The sequence below is a fragment of the Psychrobacter sp. SC65A.3 genome, from assembly GCF_025642195.1.
In the GTDB taxonomy this organism is placed as follows: domain Bacteria; phylum Pseudomonadota; class Gammaproteobacteria; order Pseudomonadales; family Moraxellaceae; genus Psychrobacter; species Psychrobacter cryohalolentis.
The window spans coordinates 174,938-193,911 of sequence record NZ_CP106752.1 but is presented as its reverse complement, the minus strand read 5'-3'; the positions used below and the strand labels follow the sequence as shown (position 1 = coordinate 193,911).

The 18,974-nt window shown below is 41.8% G+C and carries 18 protein-coding genes and 1 tRNA gene; 12 read left to right on the top strand and 7 right to left on the bottom strand.

Annotated features, from left to right (window positions below):
* Positions 1 to 114 precede the first annotated feature (114 nt).
* On the bottom strand, positions 115 to 513 hold the full coding sequence (locus OEG80_RS00835) for an ATP synthase subunit I (RefSeq protein ID WP_011514639.1): 399 nt from the start codon (positions 511 to 513) through the stop codon (positions 115 to 117).
* A gap of 295 nt (positions 514 to 808) precedes the next feature.
* The gene (locus OEG80_RS00830) at positions 809 to 1,738 is read right to left on the bottom strand and encodes a metal ABC transporter solute-binding protein, Zn/Mn family (RefSeq protein WP_263241300.1); all 930 of its coding nucleotides are present in this window, start codon (positions 1,736 to 1,738) and stop codon (positions 809 to 811) included.
* A gap of 287 nt (positions 1,739 to 2,025) precedes the next feature.
* Between OEG80_RS00830 and OEG80_RS00825 the strand changes: the two genes are divergently transcribed.
* The 6 genes from OEG80_RS00825 to gluQRS all read left to right on the top strand — a co-directional run bounded on the left by OEG80_RS00825 (position 2,026) and on the right by gluQRS (position 7,611).
* Positions 2,026 to 2,547, top strand: coding sequence for a Fur family transcriptional regulator (locus OEG80_RS00825; RefSeq protein WP_263241299.1), 522 nt, complete (start codon positions 2,026 to 2,028; stop codon positions 2,545 to 2,547).
* Between the two features lie 57 nt (positions 2,548 to 2,604).
* Complete coding sequence (locus tag OEG80_RS00820) at positions 2,605 to 3,336, top strand: metal ABC transporter ATP-binding protein (protein ID WP_263241298.1); 732 nt, start codon at positions 2,605 to 2,607, stop codon at positions 3,334 to 3,336.
* A 75-nt stretch (positions 3,337 to 3,411) separates the two neighbouring features.
* Complete coding sequence (locus OEG80_RS00815; protein ID WP_263241297.1) at positions 3,412 to 4,245, top strand: metal ABC transporter permease; 834 nt, start codon at positions 3,412 to 3,414, stop codon at positions 4,243 to 4,245.
* A 309-nt stretch (positions 4,246 to 4,554) separates the two neighbouring features.
* A complete protein-coding gene (locus OEG80_RS00810; RefSeq protein ID WP_263241296.1) occupies positions 4,555 to 5,394 on the top strand; it encodes a metallophosphoesterase in 840 nt (279 codons plus the stop codon).
* A gap of 523 nt (positions 5,395 to 5,917) precedes the next feature.
* A complete protein-coding gene (gene dksA, locus OEG80_RS00805) occupies positions 5,918 to 6,358 on the top strand; it encodes an RNA polymerase-binding protein DksA (RefSeq protein WP_011514645.1) in 441 nt (146 codons plus the stop codon).
* A gap of 263 nt (positions 6,359 to 6,621) precedes the next feature.
* Complete coding sequence (gene gluQRS, locus OEG80_RS00800) at positions 6,622 to 7,611, top strand: tRNA glutamyl-Q(34) synthetase GluQRS (protein ID WP_263241294.1); 990 nt, start codon at positions 6,622 to 6,624, stop codon at positions 7,609 to 7,611.
* Positions 7,612 to 7,659: 48 nt separating this feature from the next.
* Here gluQRS and OEG80_RS00795 read toward each other — a convergent pair whose 3' ends face one another.
* Both OEG80_RS00795 and murD read right to left on the bottom strand, forming a co-directional pair.
* On the bottom strand, positions 7,660 to 8,784 hold the full coding sequence (locus OEG80_RS00795) for an FtsW/RodA/SpoVE family cell cycle protein (RefSeq protein WP_149493099.1): 1,125 nt from the start codon (positions 8,782 to 8,784) through the stop codon (positions 7,660 to 7,662).
* 441 nt (positions 8,785 to 9,225) lie between these two features.
* Positions 9,226 to 10,641: a UDP-N-acetylmuramoyl-L-alanine--D-glutamate ligase gene (gene murD, locus OEG80_RS00790; RefSeq protein WP_263241293.1), complete on the bottom strand. Its 1,416-nt coding sequence runs from the start codon at positions 10,639 to 10,641 to the stop codon at positions 9,226 to 9,228.
* A 521-nt stretch (positions 10,642 to 11,162) separates the two neighbouring features.
* On the opposite strand from murD, the gene OEG80_RS00785 reads away from it, so the two are divergent.
* The 4 genes from OEG80_RS00785 to OEG80_RS00770 all read left to right on the top strand — a co-directional run bounded on the left by OEG80_RS00785 (position 11,163) and on the right by OEG80_RS00770 (position 15,780).
* Positions 11,163 to 12,662, top strand: coding sequence for a SulP family inorganic anion transporter (locus tag OEG80_RS00785; protein ID WP_011514649.1), 1,500 nt, complete (start codon positions 11,163 to 11,165; stop codon positions 12,660 to 12,662).
* A gap of 145 nt (positions 12,663 to 12,807) precedes the next feature.
* Positions 12,808 to 13,662, top strand: a complete 855-nt coding sequence (locus tag OEG80_RS00780; protein WP_263241292.1) for a universal stress protein — start codon at positions 12,808 to 12,810, stop codon at positions 13,660 to 13,662.
* 439 nt (positions 13,663 to 14,101) lie between these two features.
* Positions 14,102 to 14,440, top strand: coding sequence for a P-II family nitrogen regulator (locus OEG80_RS00775; RefSeq protein WP_011514651.1), 339 nt, complete (start codon positions 14,102 to 14,104; stop codon positions 14,438 to 14,440).
* 77 nt (positions 14,441 to 14,517) lie between these two features.
* Positions 14,518 to 15,780: an ammonium transporter gene (locus OEG80_RS00770; protein ID WP_263241290.1), complete on the top strand. Its 1,263-nt coding sequence runs from the start codon at positions 14,518 to 14,520 to the stop codon at positions 15,778 to 15,780.
* Between the two features lie 293 nt (positions 15,781 to 16,073).
* On the opposite strand, the gene OEG80_RS00765 is transcribed toward OEG80_RS00770, so the two are convergent.
* The 3 genes from OEG80_RS00765 to OEG80_RS00755 all read right to left on the bottom strand — a co-directional run bounded on the left by OEG80_RS00765 (position 16,074) and on the right by OEG80_RS00755 (position 17,920).
* Positions 16,074 to 16,457 carry a DUF2147 domain-containing protein gene (locus tag OEG80_RS00765; RefSeq protein ID WP_133104958.1) on the bottom strand — a complete coding sequence of 128 codons (384 nt, stop codon included), beginning with the start codon at positions 16,455 to 16,457 and terminating at the stop codon, positions 16,074 to 16,076.
* 271 nt (positions 16,458 to 16,728) lie between these two features.
* Positions 16,729 to 16,992, bottom strand: a complete 264-nt coding sequence (locus OEG80_RS00760; RefSeq protein ID WP_020444445.1) for a hypothetical protein — start codon at positions 16,990 to 16,992, stop codon at positions 16,729 to 16,731.
* Positions 16,993 to 17,068: 76 nt separating this feature from the next.
* Positions 17,069 to 17,920 carry a DNA/RNA non-specific endonuclease gene (locus OEG80_RS00755; RefSeq protein ID WP_263241289.1) on the bottom strand — a complete coding sequence of 284 codons (852 nt, stop codon included), beginning with the start codon at positions 17,918 to 17,920 and terminating at the stop codon, positions 17,069 to 17,071.
* A gap of 265 nt (positions 17,921 to 18,185) precedes the next feature.
* On the opposite strand from OEG80_RS00755, the gene OEG80_RS00750 reads away from it, so the two are divergent.
* Positions 18,186 to 18,276, top strand: a tRNA-Ser gene (locus OEG80_RS00750).
* Between the two features lie 282 nt (positions 18,277 to 18,558).
* Complete coding sequence (locus tag OEG80_RS00745; protein ID WP_263241288.1) at positions 18,559 to 18,972, top strand: Arm DNA-binding domain-containing protein; 414 nt, start codon at positions 18,559 to 18,561, stop codon at positions 18,970 to 18,972.
* Positions 18,973 to 18,974 lie beyond the last annotated feature (2 nt).

Genomic DNA, 18,974 nt, shown 5'->3' with positions numbered 1-18,974 from the left:
GACAATTATTATGCTTCGACTTTCTAAAATCAGTCATAGAGAAGCTGGACGGCAGGGTGACTTGCTAAGCGCAATGAATACTGTAACTATGTATATAGTTATCATTTATTAACACTAGCGTATATGCCACAACATCCAACTGTGACTAATTTGCATTACCATAAAACCGATAAACAGCGCTGGCGCAGATAGGGGTTGTACGGTAATAAAAATTAGTGCGAAACCAAACACAGTCAATAGCCATTTGGCCATCTGACCCCGATAAAGCTGGCTAACAATATGTAAGCGCGCGCGATAACCGGTATACCAAAAGATAAAAAAGGCAAAGACCGCTTGTGTGGCAAAACTTAGCAAGGCACCAATAGCGGTGCTTTTTGCAACGGTTAGCGCACTGTGCAGCCACATCGTATCTACAAGCCAAGCAATAATAATAAGGATAAACAGTATCCATGCTTGACGTTTGATATAAATACCAATTTTATCTTTTTGTGTGCGTTTGGCAGGCTTGGTCATCGGTATTCCTATAGCCTTAAACATTTGGATTATATCGCTATCTAATATCATCGCGACACTATTATCCGTGAATGGCTCACTCTACAGATGTTACCTTTTAACCAAAATTAAACGCCACTTATTATAGGGAGCGAGCCCCTTTTAAGCAAGTAAAATATACCTTTTATCAGTCACCTAGCTCAATCATCAATAATTCAGATACTTAAGCGTAGATAACCAGTCTTTGACCGGCACTATATCACAGTCTTTAGGGATTCTTAATTAACAGTTTCAATCACTTATTCTAATAAGTCCATTATGATATACATTGGCGAATTTGCTGTGCCATCGTTTGCCACCCACTGACAAAGTCTTTACTATTACTCATATCTTCTGCCTGAACGGTGTCTTGAACGGGCTGTAACTTGGCAAGTAAACCTTTGGCAGGCGCACTTGGACTGACCAGACACATTTTCTTAGCGGGGCGCTGCTCGTTAAGCCAGAGTAATTGACTGGCTTTTGGTGCTAAATGATCGTCAGTACTTAAGCTGCCGATGAGCTGTAGGTTGATGCTGTTTTCCATATATTGATAAGCATCATGATAAGCCCAATACGGCAAAGGTTTTTGTTTAGCACTACTGTTTGCCACTGCTGCATCCATACGCTGGGCAAATTTTTGTGCATTGGCATGATAAAGTTTTTTATATTGCGGATTGGCATGACTATGTATGACGGCAAGCGCACGGGTAATGGCTTTGGCGTTGTTAGGATCCAACCAAATATGTGGATCAAGCGTGCCAGCGATAGGCTTGCCTTTGATATCACGCAAAGGATGGCGATTAAAAGCATCAAACTTAAATAAAGCGATAGAGTTAGGCGCGTCGTTTAAATTTGCTGCCAAGTTATTTTCTAGTGACTCACCAAACCAAACCACAAAGGTACTGTCCTGAATCGCTTTGATATCGCCGGGGCTGATACTACCATGATGCCCAACCTCCCCTGCTTGTAATAATTGCTTGGCAGGGGGTGCGCCTTCAGTAACTGCTTGGCTTAACAAAAATAATGGATAATTACTCACACTCACCGTTGCCGCTTGAGCTGGTAACGCCAAAAACCCTAACATCAACAAGCTACCTATTAAGAAGTACTGCTGTGTTAATTGCTGCATCTTATGCAAAAGGTTCTTTTCTTGAACGTTTAAGCTGTTATCTACAATCGGCGTGGCTTTATGAGCATTGGCAATCATGCGTTATTGATCCTATTAAGTCATTGAACTGCAATATCTTTAATATATTAAATTTCCAATCATTATGTTATACTATAACATAATGAAATCCTACTTTTATTTTGCATTTCAGCTATTCTGTTTTTGCTAACCGCAGTCCAACCTACAAAAGCGATGTTGACTAAAAGTAATAGTAAGGTTTGGCAAATCTACGTATTGCTATAGCCATTTACCGTTATACTGTGCGGAATTTAATTAAAACCGAATGCTTTCTGCATTTCTTGAAAATGCTTTTGGGAGTTTGTGCTATGCCGACCACTTCATCGAACTGTGAGCATGCCCATGACGTGCAAGATTTTACGCCACAGGATGTGACCGAGCGTCTAGAAGCAGCAAAAGAGCAGTCTCGTATGCGAGGTGTGCGTTTTACCCTCTTACGGCAGCAGATATATACGCTGGTATTGCAAGCCAATAAACCAGTGGGCGCTTATGATTTAATCACTCAGTTACAGCAAATGCGACTCTTAGATAATGACAGTGAGCTTGAGGGCACGAAAAATGTCGCACCGCCAACTGTATATCGCAGTTTAGAGTTTTTATTGAGCGAAGGTTTGATTCATCAACTGACCTCTATCAATGCTTATGTACCTTGCTGTCATCCACGCGCTCATCATACGGCAGCCTTTTTAATTTGTGAGCAGTGTCAACGCGTACAAGAGTGTAGCAGCTTACCTGTGCAAGAGATGATGAGCTTTGCTGAAGAAGATATCGGCTTTACCGTTGCTCGTAGTGTGATTGAGCTGAGCGGTCGTTGCCAAGCCTGTCAGTAAAAATTTAAATTACTGTTATATTTAAACCTATTCCCTATCCATATGCGCGGTCATCTGATGAATAATACAAGTAAGCTGCTGAACCTAAGCAATGTCAGCTACTATATTGGTCAACAACGTTTACTGTCTGATATTAATATTGACATTGCAGTCAATGAGACGGTAAGCGTTATTGGTCCCAATGGTGCGGGCAAGTCGACGCTGGTTAAGCTTATTTTGGGACTGATTGTACCAACATCTGGACAGGTCACGCCTTCTGAGCCTTTACAGATAGGCTATGTGCCGCAGCGATTTTCTGTGCCACCAATACTGCCATTACGTGTCAGCGACCTTTTAGCGCAAGCCCGTAAAAAACGCCTTACGGCAGAGCAGCGGCAGTTTATATTTGATAAATTATCATTGACCCATTTACTCTCGCGGCAGATGCTGCACCTCTCTGGCGGTGAAACTCAACGGGTATTATTGGCACGGGCGTTATTAGATAAGCCCAACTTATTGATTTTAGATGAGCCGATGCAAGGTCTTGATCCTGAAACGGAGGTTTGGTTGTATCAATTTATTGATGAACTACCGGAATTTTTACGCTGTGCTATGTTAGTAGTCTCGCATGATTTGCACTGGGTCATGAAAGGCAGTCGAAGAGTGATTTGCTTGAATAAGCATATTTGCTGTGAAGGTCAACCGAGTGAGCTTGCCATCAGCAGTGAGTTTCAAAAGCTATTCGGTCATCATTACGAGCAACCGTATGTCCATCAGCCGCATGCCTGCGAGCATCACGCACCAAGCTAGATATAATAAAAATCAAATGACTTAAATCAAAAACGACCTGACACCCTTTTTTATAAAAATTTACGGATATGTATTATGAGTGCTTGGTTAGCCATTATTGCGCCTGCTTGGATTGCCGGTAGTATTTTAGCATTGCTTTCAGCACCTTTAGGATGTTTGGTGTTGTGGCGACGTATGGCTTTTTTCGCTGATGCATTAGCACATGGGACATTACTAGGTGTGGCACTGGCGGTATGGTGGCAGATGCCAATGGGTATCGGTATTGCATTGGTCAGCGTGCTGGTGGTATTGGGACTGGTATTTATGGATGATGAACGCTTACCAGCCGATGCTGTACTAGCAGTGGTTGCCGTATCCTTACTGTGTCTGGGACTATTAACTTTAACCCAACTAACCGATCAGCAAGCAAACGTCTTAGGGTTCTTGTTTGGTAACTTGCTTGAGCTTGATTGGGCAGATTTGCCCTTAATTGCTGGCAGCGTATTGGTCGGTTTGGCATTGCTTATTTACATATGGCCTGCCCAAATTAAATTGGCAACCCATGAAGCTTTGGCACGTATACAAGGCATTAACCCTACTCGCCAACGTCTGTTTTTTATGGGCGTATTAGCAGGGTTCTGTGCCATCGCTTTGCAAGCTGTTGGCAGCTTATTGATCAGCGGCTTATTGGTATTGCCAGCTCTTACTGCCCGCCTGTGGTCAGCATCACCAAAACAGATGGTGATTATCGCCCTATTTACAGCACAACTTGGTGTGACACTCGGTGTATGGGGTAGTATTTGGCTTGATATCCAAACTGGACTCTCTATCGTCTTGGTCTTAGCCAGTTTGTTCTTTACCGCTTTAATCATCTCAAAACTGACCACATCAAAATCCATATTGGCAAAGTTTTGGTCGTCACGCCGTTAGAAGGTAGGCTATTTGCCATAACACACTATAGCCATTAGTAATGCTCTCAAATATCTCTTTCCCTTGCACAACTTTATTTCATTAAAATTGCTAAAGCTTTCATACGTTTAATGTTGTAAAATTTCACTAATGCTATCAATATGATAGTTAATGGCGCTTTACGCAAGAGGGAACACCCTTCTTATCAGCAGTCTAAAATGCGCTCTATAAAAACGACATTGAGAAATCAGGTGAGCTGCCATAGTGCATTTAATTATCTGAATATCCTAAAAGTGTTCATTGTTAGTCTTCGATAAGGGACAAAATTTAATGCCAAGCTATCCTGTGAGTGCCGTCAGCACGCCAGACGGACAGGTGAATGTATTGCAAATCACTGATTTGCATCTATCATCACATGTGCCGGCTTCTGCTGATGAAACCAGTAGTGAAGTCGCTGTTTGCCAATATAGTTTTGAGGCAATTATCAAGCAAGCATTGAGCAAAGAGATACGGTGTGATTTAATTATTGTAACAGGCGATTTGGTCAATAAAGTAGAGCCTGCTATTTATGACCATATTTTTACAGTATTGAAGGAGACGGGCATTCCTTTTGCCTGTATTGCTGGCAATCATGACGTGACTGATGAGATGGGTGAGGATTTACCTTTTTACCAACGGACGCTGATTGCGAGGGCTTCTGACCCACGTTTGCTTAGCCGTCATTTGATTGAATCTGAGCATTGGCAGCTGCTTTTACTAGACTCATCGATTACTGGCAAAGTAGAAGGCGAGATTACAGCGACCGACATTGATTGGGTACGTGAGCAGCTAGCATCTTGTGCTAAGCCCGCGCTCATCGCGCTCCATCATCATGTATTGCCCGTAGATTCCGAATGGATTGATAGCCATATGGCAGAGAATGCAAAGGAGTTCTGGCAGCATATAACCCCTTTTGAAAATCTTAGCGTTATTATCAATGGACATACCCATCAAGAGCAAACACGCCATCATCAAGGTGTTACTGTATATAGCACTCCTTCTACCTGCTATCAATTTAAGCCGTTTGAAGACAATTTTGCCTACGATAAAAATATGCGCCCAGGGTACCGTTGGTTGCAATTAGCCAACAATGGAAAGGTTGCAAGCTGGGTTGAAAGACTAGATACTTGACGACCAGTTTTATTGACTAGAATTGTTTACTTGTCTGACTATAATGGTGCTTTGAGCCTGTCGGCTATATTGTTCGCTGATTTTGCTTGATTCGTTATAGAATGGCTGGCACAGTATAGGTTGATATCAATATAACTAATCGCCTTTTTGTCTTGAGAGCTATATTTTGAAGACAGCATTACAAACGATAAATAGTGATAAAAATCACAACAGTTTAATATATCATTAGGCAATATTATAATAGCTAGGATGGCTACATCGACCACAATTTAAGTGTTCACAGTCAGTGACTTATTATTTTATTTAGGCATAACCATTTAAATATAAATATTTATGACAATATACTTGACCATTGATACGTCATTATCAGCATATTGAGACAAACATTTTAATCAGATCAGCTGTGTTACTAAGTGGTAAAACGTTTTATAAAGGGAAAATTTATAGCGTTTGGTAAATTGATAACGTCTGGTCTTTTGACAGCACGTTTTATTGAATTAATTTGAAAAAGTAGGATACCCATATGAGCACCCTGACCACGAATCCAAGTGATGTTAAGTTTACGCCTTATGCACCTGCCAAAGACGAAGAGTATATGTCTGATGAGCAGTTGGCACATTTTAAGGCAATGTTATTAGACTGGAAGCATCAGCTTATCGGTGAAGCGGATCGCACTAAGACTTATATTCAAGATGAGTCGAGCGCCATGCCAGACATCAATGATCGCGCCACTCAAGAAGAAGAGTTTGCGCTAACTTTGCGTACACGTGACCGCGAACGTAAGCTTATTCGCAAAATCGACAAGTCTATCTCAGAAATAGAAAATGATGATTATGGCTTTTGTGAAACCTGTGGCGTAGAGATTGGTTTGCGTCGTCTTGAAGCACGTCCAACAGCAACTCAGTGTATTGATTGCAAAACATTGTCTGAGATTAAAGAACGCCAAAACCAAGGTCATACCTAAAAGCGCTTAGGTTTGCTAAATACAAGATATAGTGAACTGAAGCCATTTTGATTAAGCATGACAATAACGACGAGCGACCATTGATTGGTCGCTCGTTGCGTTTTATAAATATGCTTTACGCAGGTTGACGAGTCACCAACAAAATAAGCGTATTTGTTAAATATCTTTTTATAATGGGATTGTTTATTCTATTTATCTCTCCAGTCATTTTACAATAACTGTCTATGTTGAAAACGTTTACCCCGTCTAAGTCAGAAAAACCTATGCCAACCAATATTGAATTGACGCAGCCTATCGGCCGTTTTGCGCCTTCACCCACAGGTGAGCTGCATCTAGGTTCGTTAACGACCGCGCTTGCTAGCTTTTGTCATATCAAATCACTCGGTGGCAAATGGTTATTACGTATCGAAGATACGGACACCGAACGTTGTGACAGACAGTTTACCGAGCAAATTTTGATAGATTTAGAGGCGCTTGGGCTCAACTGGGATGACGATGTTATTTTTCAATCTGAGCGCATTGATATTTATAATGATTATGTCTGTTCAGTATTAAGTCCTTTGACTTATGGCTGTCAGTGCTCACGTAAGCGTTTAGAGCATTATTGGACACAGCAAGAACAACAAATAGCGCTTAATGATGTAAAATTATCCACTGACTTGTCTATTAACGATAATAGAAAAGCAGATAGTGATCTACAGCCCAATAGGCAACGCTATCCACGTTTTTGTATTGAGGAGGATTTAAGTCCTACACAACATAAACTGCGTATACAGCTGCCAGATTACTGTATTGGATTTAATGATGGTATCCAGGGCATACAGTGGGATAATCCGCAGCAAACTTTAGGGGACATGGTGGCTCGACGTCAAGATGGCATGATTAATTATATTTTGGCGGCAAGTCTTGATGATGGACTACAGCAAGTCACCCATATCATGCGTGGTTTGGACATCTTACCGATGACGACTGCTCAAATCAGTATCATGCAAGCAGCACGCTTACCGACGATCAGTCATTGGTATCATCTGCCCTTGATATGCAATTCAGATGGTCAAAAACTTTCCAAGCAAAATCTTGCGCAGCCTATCGATACTCGTCATCCAAGTAAATTACTTGCGTATGCGTTAAAGCTATTAGGGCAGTTACCAGTCGAGCATGACTCGCCAGAGCGTATGCTAAATCAAGCAATTGCTCAATGGGATAACACGCCATTACAAGGTAGGCAGTCTTTAAATATGCCCACTATTTAACAAAAAAACGCCGCTATAAGCGACGCTTCTTTAAATCAAAAATACCAATTAGTAATAGCGACATTGGCTTTTTTCAATCTCAGGACTTTCTTTATAAATCTTTAGTAGTACCGCCACCATCACTAAGCTAATCAGCATTGATGAGCCACCATAACTAAAGAAAGGCATTGTCAAACCTTTAGTCGGAATTGCACCCATATTCATTGCAGCATTGATAATGGTCTGTGCAATAAATACCACTGCAATGCCAAAAGCAGTATAGCTCATGCGCATCTGCCGACGCTTTAGAGCGGTATAACTGATACGCATGGCACTACCGATAATCAACGCTTCAAGTATTAGAATCATCGTCACCCCAACGAAACCCAATTCTTCACCCGTAATGGCTAATAAAAAATCGGTATGCGCTTCCGGCAAATGCGACAGTTTTTGCACGCTTTCACCATACCCAACACCAGTAAACTGTCCACGGCCAAAGGCAATTAAACTGCGTGCCAACTGATAATCCGTATCTTGCACATCATCAAATGGGTCTAGAAAAGACATCACTCGTACCAATCGGTACTGTACCGTCGCAACCATTAATACTGCGCCGCCGACAGCGACCGCACCCAAAGCGATAAATTGTTTATAAGGAGCACCAGCAATATAAAAAATCGCAAAGACCATACCAATAATAACCACAAAGGAGCCAAAATCTGGCTGCGCTAATAATAGGAAGGTTATCATCCCAACCACTAACGCAATCCTTAAAAAGCCATCCCAACCGTTACGAACTTCGAATGAGCGCCGTACGACAAAATCTGAGACAAATATAATCATTACAAGCTTTGCAAGCTCTGCTACCTGGAAGTTGAATCCTGCTAAGGTTAACCAGCGCTTCGAGCCATTAATGGGCGTGCTAAATAAGGTCGCAAATAGCAAGGCTCCCGTAATGGCTAAGAGTATAAATTGGGTTTCGGTCTTATATAAGGTCTTTAAGGATACAACCCGATAAGAAACCGCTGCGATAGCCAGTCCAATGCCCATGTATAGAAGCTGATTATAAAAAAATTTTAGCTCTGTCATGCCGCGACTGAGCGCAAAGGGAATAGACGCCGAAGCCACCATTAATAGGCTCAGCACCAACATACAGCCAACACTAGATAATAAAATCGCACGCGCAGATGGCATAGATAAAACGCCATCTGAACCGTTAGGTTGTCGAGATTGAAAAGAAGAACGAAAGAGAGAAGAGAGCGCCATAATTTTATATACACTAGCAAACGAAAAAACACGGCGTTTATGCAACGCCACCGTTTAAAAATTAAAAAGAGATATTGTTAAATAGACTTGACTAAAAAGTTGCGCATAAGCAACACAGTGTCGTTTAGAAAACCTTCAATGAATACTCATCAAAGTATTCACTGTCTCTGCTACAGCCTGTAATTCCTGACCATAATGCTTGTCTTTGACAGTAGCAGCAATTTATAAGCAAAACAATCATTTATCCAGAAAATGCTTGTCGTGTTTACGATTATAAAGCGCAGGTCACATAATATTGTAACAAGGCGCTTTATAAGACTAAATACGACGATATAGATGCTTGGGTTTTGCCGTTTATGATCGAAACCTTTAAGACACAACATCCAATTGTTTAACGAGCCGACTAAAGTGCTCGCCGCGCGCGACAAACCCATCAAACTGATCGAAGCTTGCACAAGCAGGTGACAATAATACCGCCTGTACTTGCGACAAACTACTTGCTGTTACTTGCTCAATCGTCGCAAAAGCATTTTCTAATGTCTGACATTGATGCAGGCTGACCTCATCGCTGAGACCCGCTGCGCGTAAATGCTGCTCAATCTGCTTACCGTCTTCACCAATAAAAAGCACTTGACTCACATATTGATTGATAAAGGGCGAAAGTTCACCAAACTGCTGACCTTTACCTTGACCGCCCAATATTAATAGCAGCTTACCGTCTTTTGGCGCATAGACTGCACCTAAACCTTCAACAGCCGCCATAGTTGAGCCAATATTAGTGCCTTTAGAGTCATTAAAATAATCAATACCAGCGACTGTAGAGACATATTGGCAGCGATGTTCAAGCCCTGCAAACTGCTGCAAAGTAATGAGCATACTTTCAAGCGGCAAACCAGCAAGCTCGCCCAATGCCAACGCTGCTTGGGCATTGAGCAGGTTATGACGCCCTTTTATCTTGAGTTTGTCTGCCGATATTAGACGCTCTGTGCCGCGTGCCAAATAAGTCTGTCCGGCGGTATCCGTAATAAGTCCATAATGTCCCTTGTTAGGCGCATGGATACCAGTACTCAATCTTGGCAAACTGTCTGATACCAGTGGCCGCGTCAAGGCATCTTCTCGATTAATCACTACTGATTTGGCGCCTTGAAAGATACGATGTTTGGCTTGGTGATAGCCGAGCATATCGCCATGACGATCTAAGTGATCAGGCGACATATTGAGGACTGTCGCGACCTGCGCTCCTAAGTTGGTGACCGTTTCTAACTGAAAGCTGGATAACTCTATAACCGCCAGCTCCATCTCTTTATTACTCAGTAGGCTCAGCGCTGGCACACCAATATTACCGCCTACGCCAACATTGATGCCTGCATCTGCCGCCATTTGTCCGACCAGTGTCGTAACGGTGCTCTTGGCATTTGAACCTGTAATCGCAACGATTGGTACCGTACAAGCCTCACAAAATAGCTGAATATCACTGACCACTGGAATATTTTCAGCTCGTGCCGCGGCAATGGCGACATTATCTAAAGAGATACCAGGGCTGATAATAATCCGTGCCGCTTGTTGTAATAATTCGGCATCGATCGCACCAAACTGCCTGATATCAATAGTAGCAGGTAGCTTATCCGCTAACGCAGGATTTTCCTGATTGTCAGTGACGGCAACTTGGTAGCCTTGCTCGGCCAAATAATGCGCGACCGATAACCCCGACTGCCCCAAACCGACCACGACTTGTAAACCACTGCCTTTATGAAGTAAGGTTTCTGTTGCGGTGCTAGCGGTCATGGCTTTTCCTTTTATGAAACGAATAAATAAACGAACAAAATGATATCAAGAAAACAGACAATCAATGTACTGCACATATCGCCTGAACCATTTGCTTAAAATGAATAGCATGATAACGGTATCAACCATATTTCGGTACTGATTTTTCAATACTTTATACAATGAGACGGCGGTTTTTATATTGAGTGGCTAATGCTATAATAGCGACCTTAGTAAGAGCGACTATATTGACGACAACTTCAGCATAGCATTTTAGTTTAGCATGTTGTCACGATTATCGTGCGACTGTCGCCTCTTATTGGCAATGTTTCATATTACGCTAATAGTATGATAGGCATGTTCTCCCTTATTTTTCATCATATGTATTTTTATAATTTTTCTGACGGTTTATCTGTCTTCTTCTACCGCAGACCATGATTGCGGACACAGTTTTATCATTCTAGAAATGCTCATCACAATGCAATCATTCTGTCACTGAGTAATGATTGCTTTTTTTGTCCCCAACTATATGCAGTTTACTTATGACATCTTTTTTTGGTAATTTACGTGAAGAGTGGTTTTCCAATATTCGTGGCGATACCTTATCGGGTTTAGTCGTTGCTCTGGCACTGATTCCAGAGGCCATTGCCTTTTCTATCATCGCCGGTGTCGACCCAAAAGTTGGTTTATATGCCTCATTTTGCATCGCAGTAGTCATCAGTTTCGTTGGTGGACGTCCGGGTATGATTTCGGCAGCTACAGGAGCCATGGCACTGGTCATGGTTGACTTGGTTGCCGACCACGGTCTGCAATACCTACTTGCTGCAACCTTATTGTGCGGTGGTATTCAAGTCGTTATGGGCATCTTAAAGCTGGGTAATCTGATGCGTTTTGTATCGCGCTCAGTCGTTATCGGTTTTGTGAATGCACTGGCAATTTTGATATTTGCCGCGCAGTTGCCTGAGCTTAACCCTGCCACTGAACGCGTTGGTCTGACGGTTTATATAATGACTGCCGCAGGTTTGGCGATTATTTATTTATTTCCCCTTATTCCTAAAATTGGTCGCGTTATTCCATCGCCGCTGATTTGTATTGTAGGTTTGACAGCTGTTGCCATGTATATGAATCTTGATATTCGTAACGTTGGTAGTATGGGCGACTTGCCAGATTCATTACCGATGTTTTTGCTTCCTGATATTCCCCTAAACTTGACTACCTTACTTATTATCGCGCCTTACTCTATCGCGCTTGCCATCGTAGGTTTGTTGGAATCTATGATGACAGCAACCATTGTCGATGAGCTGACCGATACGCCAAGCGATAAAAACCGTGAATGCCGTGGTCAAGGTATCGCTAACGTCGTATCAGGATTCTTTGGCGGTATGGCTGGCTGTGCAATGATTGGGCAATCAATGATTAACGTAAAATCTGGTGGGCGTACCCGTTTATCATCGCTCATCGCTGGTGTCGTACTACTGATTATGGTGGTGTTTTTAAATGATTGGGTCAGCTTGATACCGATGGCGGCGCTGGTAGCTGTGATGATTATGGTATCTATTGGTACCTTTAACTGGCAGTCTATTCGTGAATTTAAGACCCATCCTATGTCATTTAATATTGTCATGCTAGCGACAGTTTTGACCACTGTCTTTACTCACAACTTAGCATACGGCGTGGGTGTTGGCGTACTATTATCTGCTTTAGCTTTTGCTAACAAAATTGGTCAATTCTTAACCGTATTTAGCGAATATGATGACAGTAGCAATACGCGTTATTATTACGTTCAAGGACAAGTATTCTTTGCATCTACCACGCAGTTTTTGCAAAGCTTTGATACCAAAGAGGCATTAGATAATGTTCATATCGATGTGAGCCAAGCGCATTTTTGGGATATCAGCGCAGTAGATACCTTGGATAAGCTGGTGATACGCTTGCAGCGCGAAGGTATTGAGGTAAAAGTCGTTGGATTGAACAGTGCCAGCCGTACGCTTATCGATCGTTTTTCGATTCATGATCGCCGAGATATTGGCTTATTAGATTAGCACTGTATGTATGTTATCAAGCTGATATAAACGAGTGGTTTATTGATCAGTAATTATATTGGTATATAAATCAGGTTGGGCAGTTGAGCGCCATATCTCGACTGCCTAGCTTGCATTTAAGTTATTGAAATGATGTGATGCCTCTATGAGTAATTTGAAGCCAGATAGCGTGATTGCCTGCTTAGACTGCCCAAACCATGTGCAAGCTGTATTGGAAGCAAGCATGTGGGCGTCTATCCGCTTGCAAGCCCCTATTGGACTGCTGTATTCAGTGCCAAGCTTACAGCAGAAGGCAGCCGTTGATTATTCGGGCTGCCTCAATATTGATGATGAAAATACCTTACTAGATCAATTCACTATAAAAGAGCACTTGAGTAATTGCGAGTTAAAAGCGCAAGGTAAGCTTCTTTTACATCAAGCAAGCAGCTATTGCGAGCAGCAGCGTCACAAAATTAAGACTTATACGCTGCATCGGCATGAAAAGCTCGATGACAGTATTAATTATGTTGATGACCAAGCCCAACTTATCGTGATTGGTCATCATGTCACTTGTAAATCGACTCTAAGCCAGCTTATCCGCTCAAGTCACTGCCCCATTTTGGTGACTCATGCACCATTTTTGCCCCCTACCAGTGCTTTATTTGCGTTTGATAATAGTCCTACTTCGCACAAAATGCTGAATTGGCTATGTAAAACACCTTTAGTGCGCGCCTTGATGATCCATATCGTCATGGTCGGCAAAGAGAACTCTGAAAACTGCGATGCATTACGTGAAGCCTACGCGTGCCTAAAACAAGCTGGTATTAAATGCAAAAAAACCTTGCTCGACTGCCGTGATGTCACTGCAGCGCTAACCTACTATCAACGTGACAACGATATTGGTCTACTGATGACAGGTGCTTTTGCCCAGCCGCGTTTGATTGAGCTACTCAAAGGCAGTGACACCAAAAAGCTATTAGGTAGCACCACTACTCCGTACTTATTGTTCCCCAAGGCCTAAAGACAGCCTCTTAGCTTATTCTTTTTGACACTCAGGCTACCTGTTTATCGATATAGAGACTACTCTTTATATCGATAAACAGGTAGCCTGAGTGTTTTCTAGCTGTTTTTATATCCTACAATCATTTAGCAAATCATCACAGGAAATAAAGCCATATCCTCCCCCAAGTGATTAAAAAGTTAGTTATAATAAAGTTTGTATTCATGTAACGTTACAGGTTAATTGTCTATTTATACACAGTAAAATGAGGATTATATTTGCTGTATAGACGCCATTTTTGTCATTATGCTAATGATTTTGAGTAAATGCGCCTTATTTTACCTTCCCCCTTGAGTAAGTTTGGCACAATTCTTGAATCATTTAATATAAGCATGATTATAATATGTTGCATCAAATGGCATCTATTGACCTGCGACATCACCCATATAAGGATTTTTTTATGAAGCTAATCACTGCGATCTTAAAACCGTTTAAGCTCGATGATGTGCGTGAAGCGCTTTCTGACATTGGTGTAAAAGGCGTTACCGTCACTGAAGTCAAAGGTTTCGGTCGTCAAAAAGGTCATACTGAGCTCTATCGCGGCGCCGAGTACGTGGTGGATTTTTTGCCTAAAGTAAAAGTGGAAGTGGCGGTGATGGATGAGATGGTTGAGCCAGCTATTGAAGCTATCACGCGTATCGCTAGTACCGGTAAAATCGGAGACGGTAAGATATTTGTGACCAATCTCGAGCAAGTCATTCGTATTCGTACGGGTGAGACAGGTCCTGACGCTATCTAAGCGCAAGACTTACCTATAAATATCTCTTTATAGGTCATACCGATCTCTGTATTGCATATATTCAAGGGGGAATTAACATGCAAAATCAAATCTTTGAGCTCCAGTACGCGCTAGATACGTTTTACTTTTTAATGTGTGGCGCGCTTGTCATGTGGATGGCTGCGGGCTTCACAATGTTAGAGGCAGGGCTGGTTCGCTCAAAAAATACTGTCGAAATCCTAACAAAAAATATCGCGCTTTTTGCGACTGCCTGTACCATGTATATGATATGCGGTTATGCCATCATGTATGACGGCAATCTGTTTTTGAGTGGTATTGCAGGTACCGAAAGTTTGGTCACTGATGCATTAGCTACCTCAGCTGAAAACGGCTTTAATGGCGATGCCGTTTACTCCAGCGCGTCCGACTTTTTCTTTCAAGTGGTCTTTGTAGCCACCTGTATGTCTATCGTCTCAGGCGCGGTCGCTGAACGTATGAAACTATGGGCATTCTTACTGTTTGCCGTGGTGATGACTGGTGTCATTTATCCATTAGAAGGCAGCTGGACATGGGGTGGCAAGGAAGTCTTTGGCTTATATAGTCTAGGCGACTTGGGTTTCTCTGATTTTGCAGGCTCTGGCATCGTACATATGGCAGGTGCGGCGGCGGCGTTATCAGGTGTACTACTCTTAGGAGCGCGCCTCGGTAAATACGGCATTAAAGGCGAGATACGCGCTATTCCTGGTGCAAACTTACCACTGGCAGCGCTTGGTACCTTAATCTTATGGATGGGCTGGTTTGGCTTTAACGGTGGTTCAGTATTAAAACTGGGTGATATCGCTAGCGCCAATTCTGTCGCTGTCGTGTTTTTGAATACCAATGCCGCCGCTGCTGGTGGAGCGATTGGTGCCTTGCTCATCGCACGCCTTATATTTGGTAAAGCCGATTTAACCATGCTCTTAAATGGTGCATTGGCAGGTTTGGTTGCCATCACTGCAGAACCTTTAACGCCGTCAGCACTACAAGCTACCTTATTTGGTATGACTGCTGGTGTCATCGTTGTCTTATCGATTTTACTACTAGACAAAATAAAAATTGACGATCCGGTAGGCGCTATTTCTGTCCATGGTGTGGTGGGTTTATTTGGTCTGCTTATTGTACCGCTGACCAATCCGGCAGCGTCATTGCTTGGTCAATTAGTCGGTGCTGCGACTATTTTTGCATGGGTCTTTATAAGCAGCTTAATCGTTTGGAGCATTATTAAGTTTGTCATCGGTCTGCGTATCTCTGAAGAAGAAGAATATCAAGGTGCTGATATTGCCGAATGTGGTATGGAAGCCTATCCAGAATTTATAAGATAGTGGATATATTAATAACTCTGCTTTAAGAATGCTGTAGTGCTGCTAGCAGGGATTTCAAAGTCTCTGCCACGCATTGCTCACAGTTTACGATGAACATCTATCCTAGCAAAGCTATAGTTAGCTTATACCGCTTTTGTTTTGAGATGAATATCTAATCAGGATCTTAATTTTACTTTAAACAGAGATATAACAACAGATACCACTAAAAATCCCGCAAAACCTTTCGGCAATGCGGGATTTTTTTATTCTTTATTAAGACTTAGCTTAATAAAGAGAGTTACAGTAACTCAGAATTATTTCTTTTTCCACGTTTGACTACGTGAGAATGGCCCTAAATGACCTTTTAGATCAAGATTGCTACCATTCAAGTTAGCAGTCAATTTATAAGTCTTGTTCTTTTCAGGGTCAGTAATCTTACCACCACTGTATTTACCATTACCATCAGCTTTTAGTCCAGAGATAATCGTCATACCAACGTGCTTCTGACCTTTCTCTGACACGGTGCTGATAAGCTTACCAGTCAACACGCCATTTGACTCGGTGATTTTAACCACGCCTTTTGGCTTGCCTTCGTCATAAGTCTGCCAAGTAGTATTGGCTAATGGATCAGCAGCGAATGCCATGCTTGCTAAACTGATACCAGCAATTGCTAATGTAGTTTTTGCGAATAGTTTCATAAATAGACTCCCTTCATTCAATGATTATTAGAAACGATATGTTTCTATGTCCTTAGCTCATCCTTTGCCAACAATTTTTTATTACAGCTCAGTGGTACTATATTCAGTTTTCACTCATTAGTACAGCAAATACCAAATGACCAATTTACTCTTAATAAAAAATCTGGACAGCATAAGCGTTGTCTTGACCCATTATAAGCAATTTTAAGAATTTGCCTAGTAATTTTTTTATAGTTTATTATTTCTATAAAATCAAAACTATATCAATAAGTTACAAGAAAGGATTGTCTATAATTTTGCCCGATTGGTCATCTTTTTCTTTTGACTTAGCCTCATCATTGCTATAAAGACTTTTACTTTCGAAGGCGCTTAAAATTTTACCGCTAAGCTCATGCAGCTGCTTTGCCTGCTCATATCCAGTGTCATTTAAGACCAGATTAATGTCCCCATAAATAATAATTTTATCTTCTTGATTTTCAATCACTAGCTCACCAATTTGCATGCTTTGGTGGTTATTAGCAAATGGGTCAATCATTTAATCCCCCTTTTTTCATGAGTAGCATATTACAGGATGTATCAGAATCACACAGGTTTAGCAATATTTAAACGACCTATGTTTGCAATTGTGTCATGAGCCATTCAAAGATTGCTACTACGAATAATATCCAAGCAGGCTCTTCTACCTCTGTGGTTGGTAGATCTATCGCTTCGCCAGCCTTTAGCGGTAAATCCAGAGCTTGTACTTTAGTCTTTGCATCAAGTACCGGCAAGACGTCAATACCAATTTTAGACGTCAATTCGTCAATACTAATGATTTCTATACGCTCAGATTCGTCGTTTGGCGCATAGTAAACACCTGCTTGATTGATCGCTGGAATATAAACGGCTTTAAAAAAATGACTGGGCACCAGTACCCGCCCTGCTAGTTGCTTAGCTTTTTTATCAGTAAATGCAACCCCTGTGACAGTATAGACTTCACCATATTGCTGCGTTAAATAGCGAGTCGCCGATTCAATATTGCGCCAGATATAGCGATTATTACGTGGTGATTGCGGGGCTATATTAGCAAGGCTAAAGCTATCATACTGCTGACTTCGATTGGCCATGTCACCATTAGGCGCTAAATGTCCACGGTCATAACCTGAGCCTGAATAGTCAGAGAGCTTCGCACGCATGGACTGTGGCAATCGACTTTCTTCATGAAAGCTGTCTTCACGGTCGATTTGTTTGGCCTGCTGTAAACGCTTACGATCCAGATATTCTGCTGACCATAATGGCGTACGTGATATACCAGAATACATGACAGCAAAACCGTCCATACATAGTGCTTGGGTATTATTACTGAGCTTCGTATTGCTGAATTCAGGATAGACACCGCCATAAAATGATTGGCTGCATTGTGTGAAATCATCAGCATGTGCCGCTGATATGCTCAGAATAGTAGCAGTTACTATCATTATCATGGTATTTTTCAGATTAAATCTATATTTAAAAACACTTCTCATGTAACTTTCAACCATTTATGCTTACTATTACGTATGCTCTATCCTAGCAGGCGTCTACCAATAAAGAAAGATACTGCGCACACCGTGACATTTTAAATGCTATCCGCTATACTAGGTCCTGCAAAAATCAGTGCCTGTATATCATATACAGTATCTAAAAGCTTGGAGTCCTAATCAGATTGTCAATGGTCTGTGCAGTATTTAAGTGAGTATGACTCAAAACGGTGAAGTGGGTGAGTGGCTGAAACCGCACGCCTGGAAAGTGTGTATACGTTAATAGCGTATCGAGGGTTCGAATCCCTCCTTCACCGCCAATCTTATAAAATATTAGTTTTCCCACCTTTCCCTAATTCGACCCATATACCAATCAAACCCTTTATAAATAACGCGTCTAGCGTTTTTTTTATGCCTGCTATTTTCCCAATTCAACCCAACGTGACACACCTATCCCGTCGCTTGTGTTGGTCTATTCGTTGGTCTATTATTCATATACGCCGTAATTAGACCAACATTCGATCTAGATTTATATGCTGTAGACCAACATAACCCTCTTAACGCTTTAAGCATATAGCTCGTAGGTATAGGAATAGACCAACATGTTAAGTGATGCCAAAATTCGTAAGCTCAAACCAACTGATAATTGTACCCCTGCCCGTCCAGATAAATATAGCGATCAGCAAGGGCTACAGCTATTAGTACGTAGCTCAGGAACGAAGACTTGGATAAGCGCATATCGTTTTGATGGTAAGCAGCAGAAAACTACTTTAGGTGCATACCCACAGATAAGCTTAGCAGAAGCAAGAATAGCGAACTCTGATATCAAAGCTTTAGTAACTAGTGGGATCAATCCCAAGAATAAAAAACGTCAAGATAAGCTTGCAAATGAGCAAGCTAAAATGTTCAATGATTATGCGCTTGAATGGCTAGAGGAGCGTGAGCGCAACGTAAAGCCTCGCACCTACCAGCAAGACTACAACCGTATGCACAAAGACGTCATTGAGCTATGCTGAAG

Bases quoted from the DNA above. Each gene is read 5' to 3' on its own strand.
- OEG80_RS00835 (WP_011514639.1), bottom strand. From the start codon at position 513: ATGACCAAGCCTGCCAAACGCACACAAAAAGATAAAATTGGTATTTAT.
- OEG80_RS00830 (WP_263241300.1), bottom strand. From the start codon at position 1,738: ATGATTGCCAATGCTCATAAAGCCACGCCGATTGTAGATAACAGCTTA.
- OEG80_RS00825 (WP_263241299.1), top strand. From the start codon at position 2,026: ATGCCGACCACTTCATCGAACTGTGAGCATGCCCATGACGTGCAAGAT.
- OEG80_RS00820 (WP_263241298.1), top strand. From the start codon at position 2,605: ATGAATAATACAAGTAAGCTGCTGAACCTAAGCAATGTCAGCTACTAT.
- OEG80_RS00815 (WP_263241297.1), top strand. From the start codon at position 3,412: ATGAGTGCTTGGTTAGCCATTATTGCGCCTGCTTGGATTGCCGGTAGT.
- OEG80_RS00810 (WP_263241296.1), top strand. From the start codon at position 4,555: ATGCCAAGCTATCCTGTGAGTGCCGTCAGCACGCCAGACGGACAGGTG.
- dksA (WP_011514645.1), top strand. From the start codon at position 5,918: ATGAGCACCCTGACCACGAATCCAAGTGATGTTAAGTTTACGCCTTAT.
- gluQRS (WP_263241294.1), top strand. From the start codon at position 6,622: ATGCCAACCAATATTGAATTGACGCAGCCTATCGGCCGTTTTGCGCCT.
- OEG80_RS00795 (WP_149493099.1), bottom strand. From the start codon at position 8,784: ATGCCATCTGCGCGTGCGATTTTATTATCTAGTGTTGGCTGTATGTTG.
- murD (WP_263241293.1), bottom strand. From the start codon at position 10,641: ATGACCGCTAGCACCGCAACAGAAACCTTACTTCATAAAGGCAGTGGT.
- OEG80_RS00785 (WP_011514649.1), top strand. From the start codon at position 11,163: ATGACATCTTTTTTTGGTAATTTACGTGAAGAGTGGTTTTCCAATATT.
- OEG80_RS00780 (WP_263241292.1), top strand. From the start codon at position 12,808: ATGAGTAATTTGAAGCCAGATAGCGTGATTGCCTGCTTAGACTGCCCA.
- OEG80_RS00775 (WP_011514651.1), top strand. From the start codon at position 14,102: ATGAAGCTAATCACTGCGATCTTAAAACCGTTTAAGCTCGATGATGTG.
- OEG80_RS00770 (WP_263241290.1), top strand. From the start codon at position 14,518: ATGCAAAATCAAATCTTTGAGCTCCAGTACGCGCTAGATACGTTTTAC.
- OEG80_RS00765 (WP_133104958.1), bottom strand. From the start codon at position 16,457: ATGAAACTATTCGCAAAAACTACATTAGCAATTGCTGGTATCAGTTTA.
- OEG80_RS00760 (WP_020444445.1), bottom strand. From the start codon at position 16,992: ATGATTGACCCATTTGCTAATAACCACCAAAGCATGCAAATTGGTGAG.
- OEG80_RS00755 (WP_263241289.1), bottom strand. From the start codon at position 17,920: ATGATAATGATAGTAACTGCTACTATTCTGAGCATATCAGCGGCACAT.
- OEG80_RS00745 (WP_263241288.1), top strand. From the start codon at position 18,559: ATGTTAAGTGATGCCAAAATTCGTAAGCTCAAACCAACTGATAATTGT.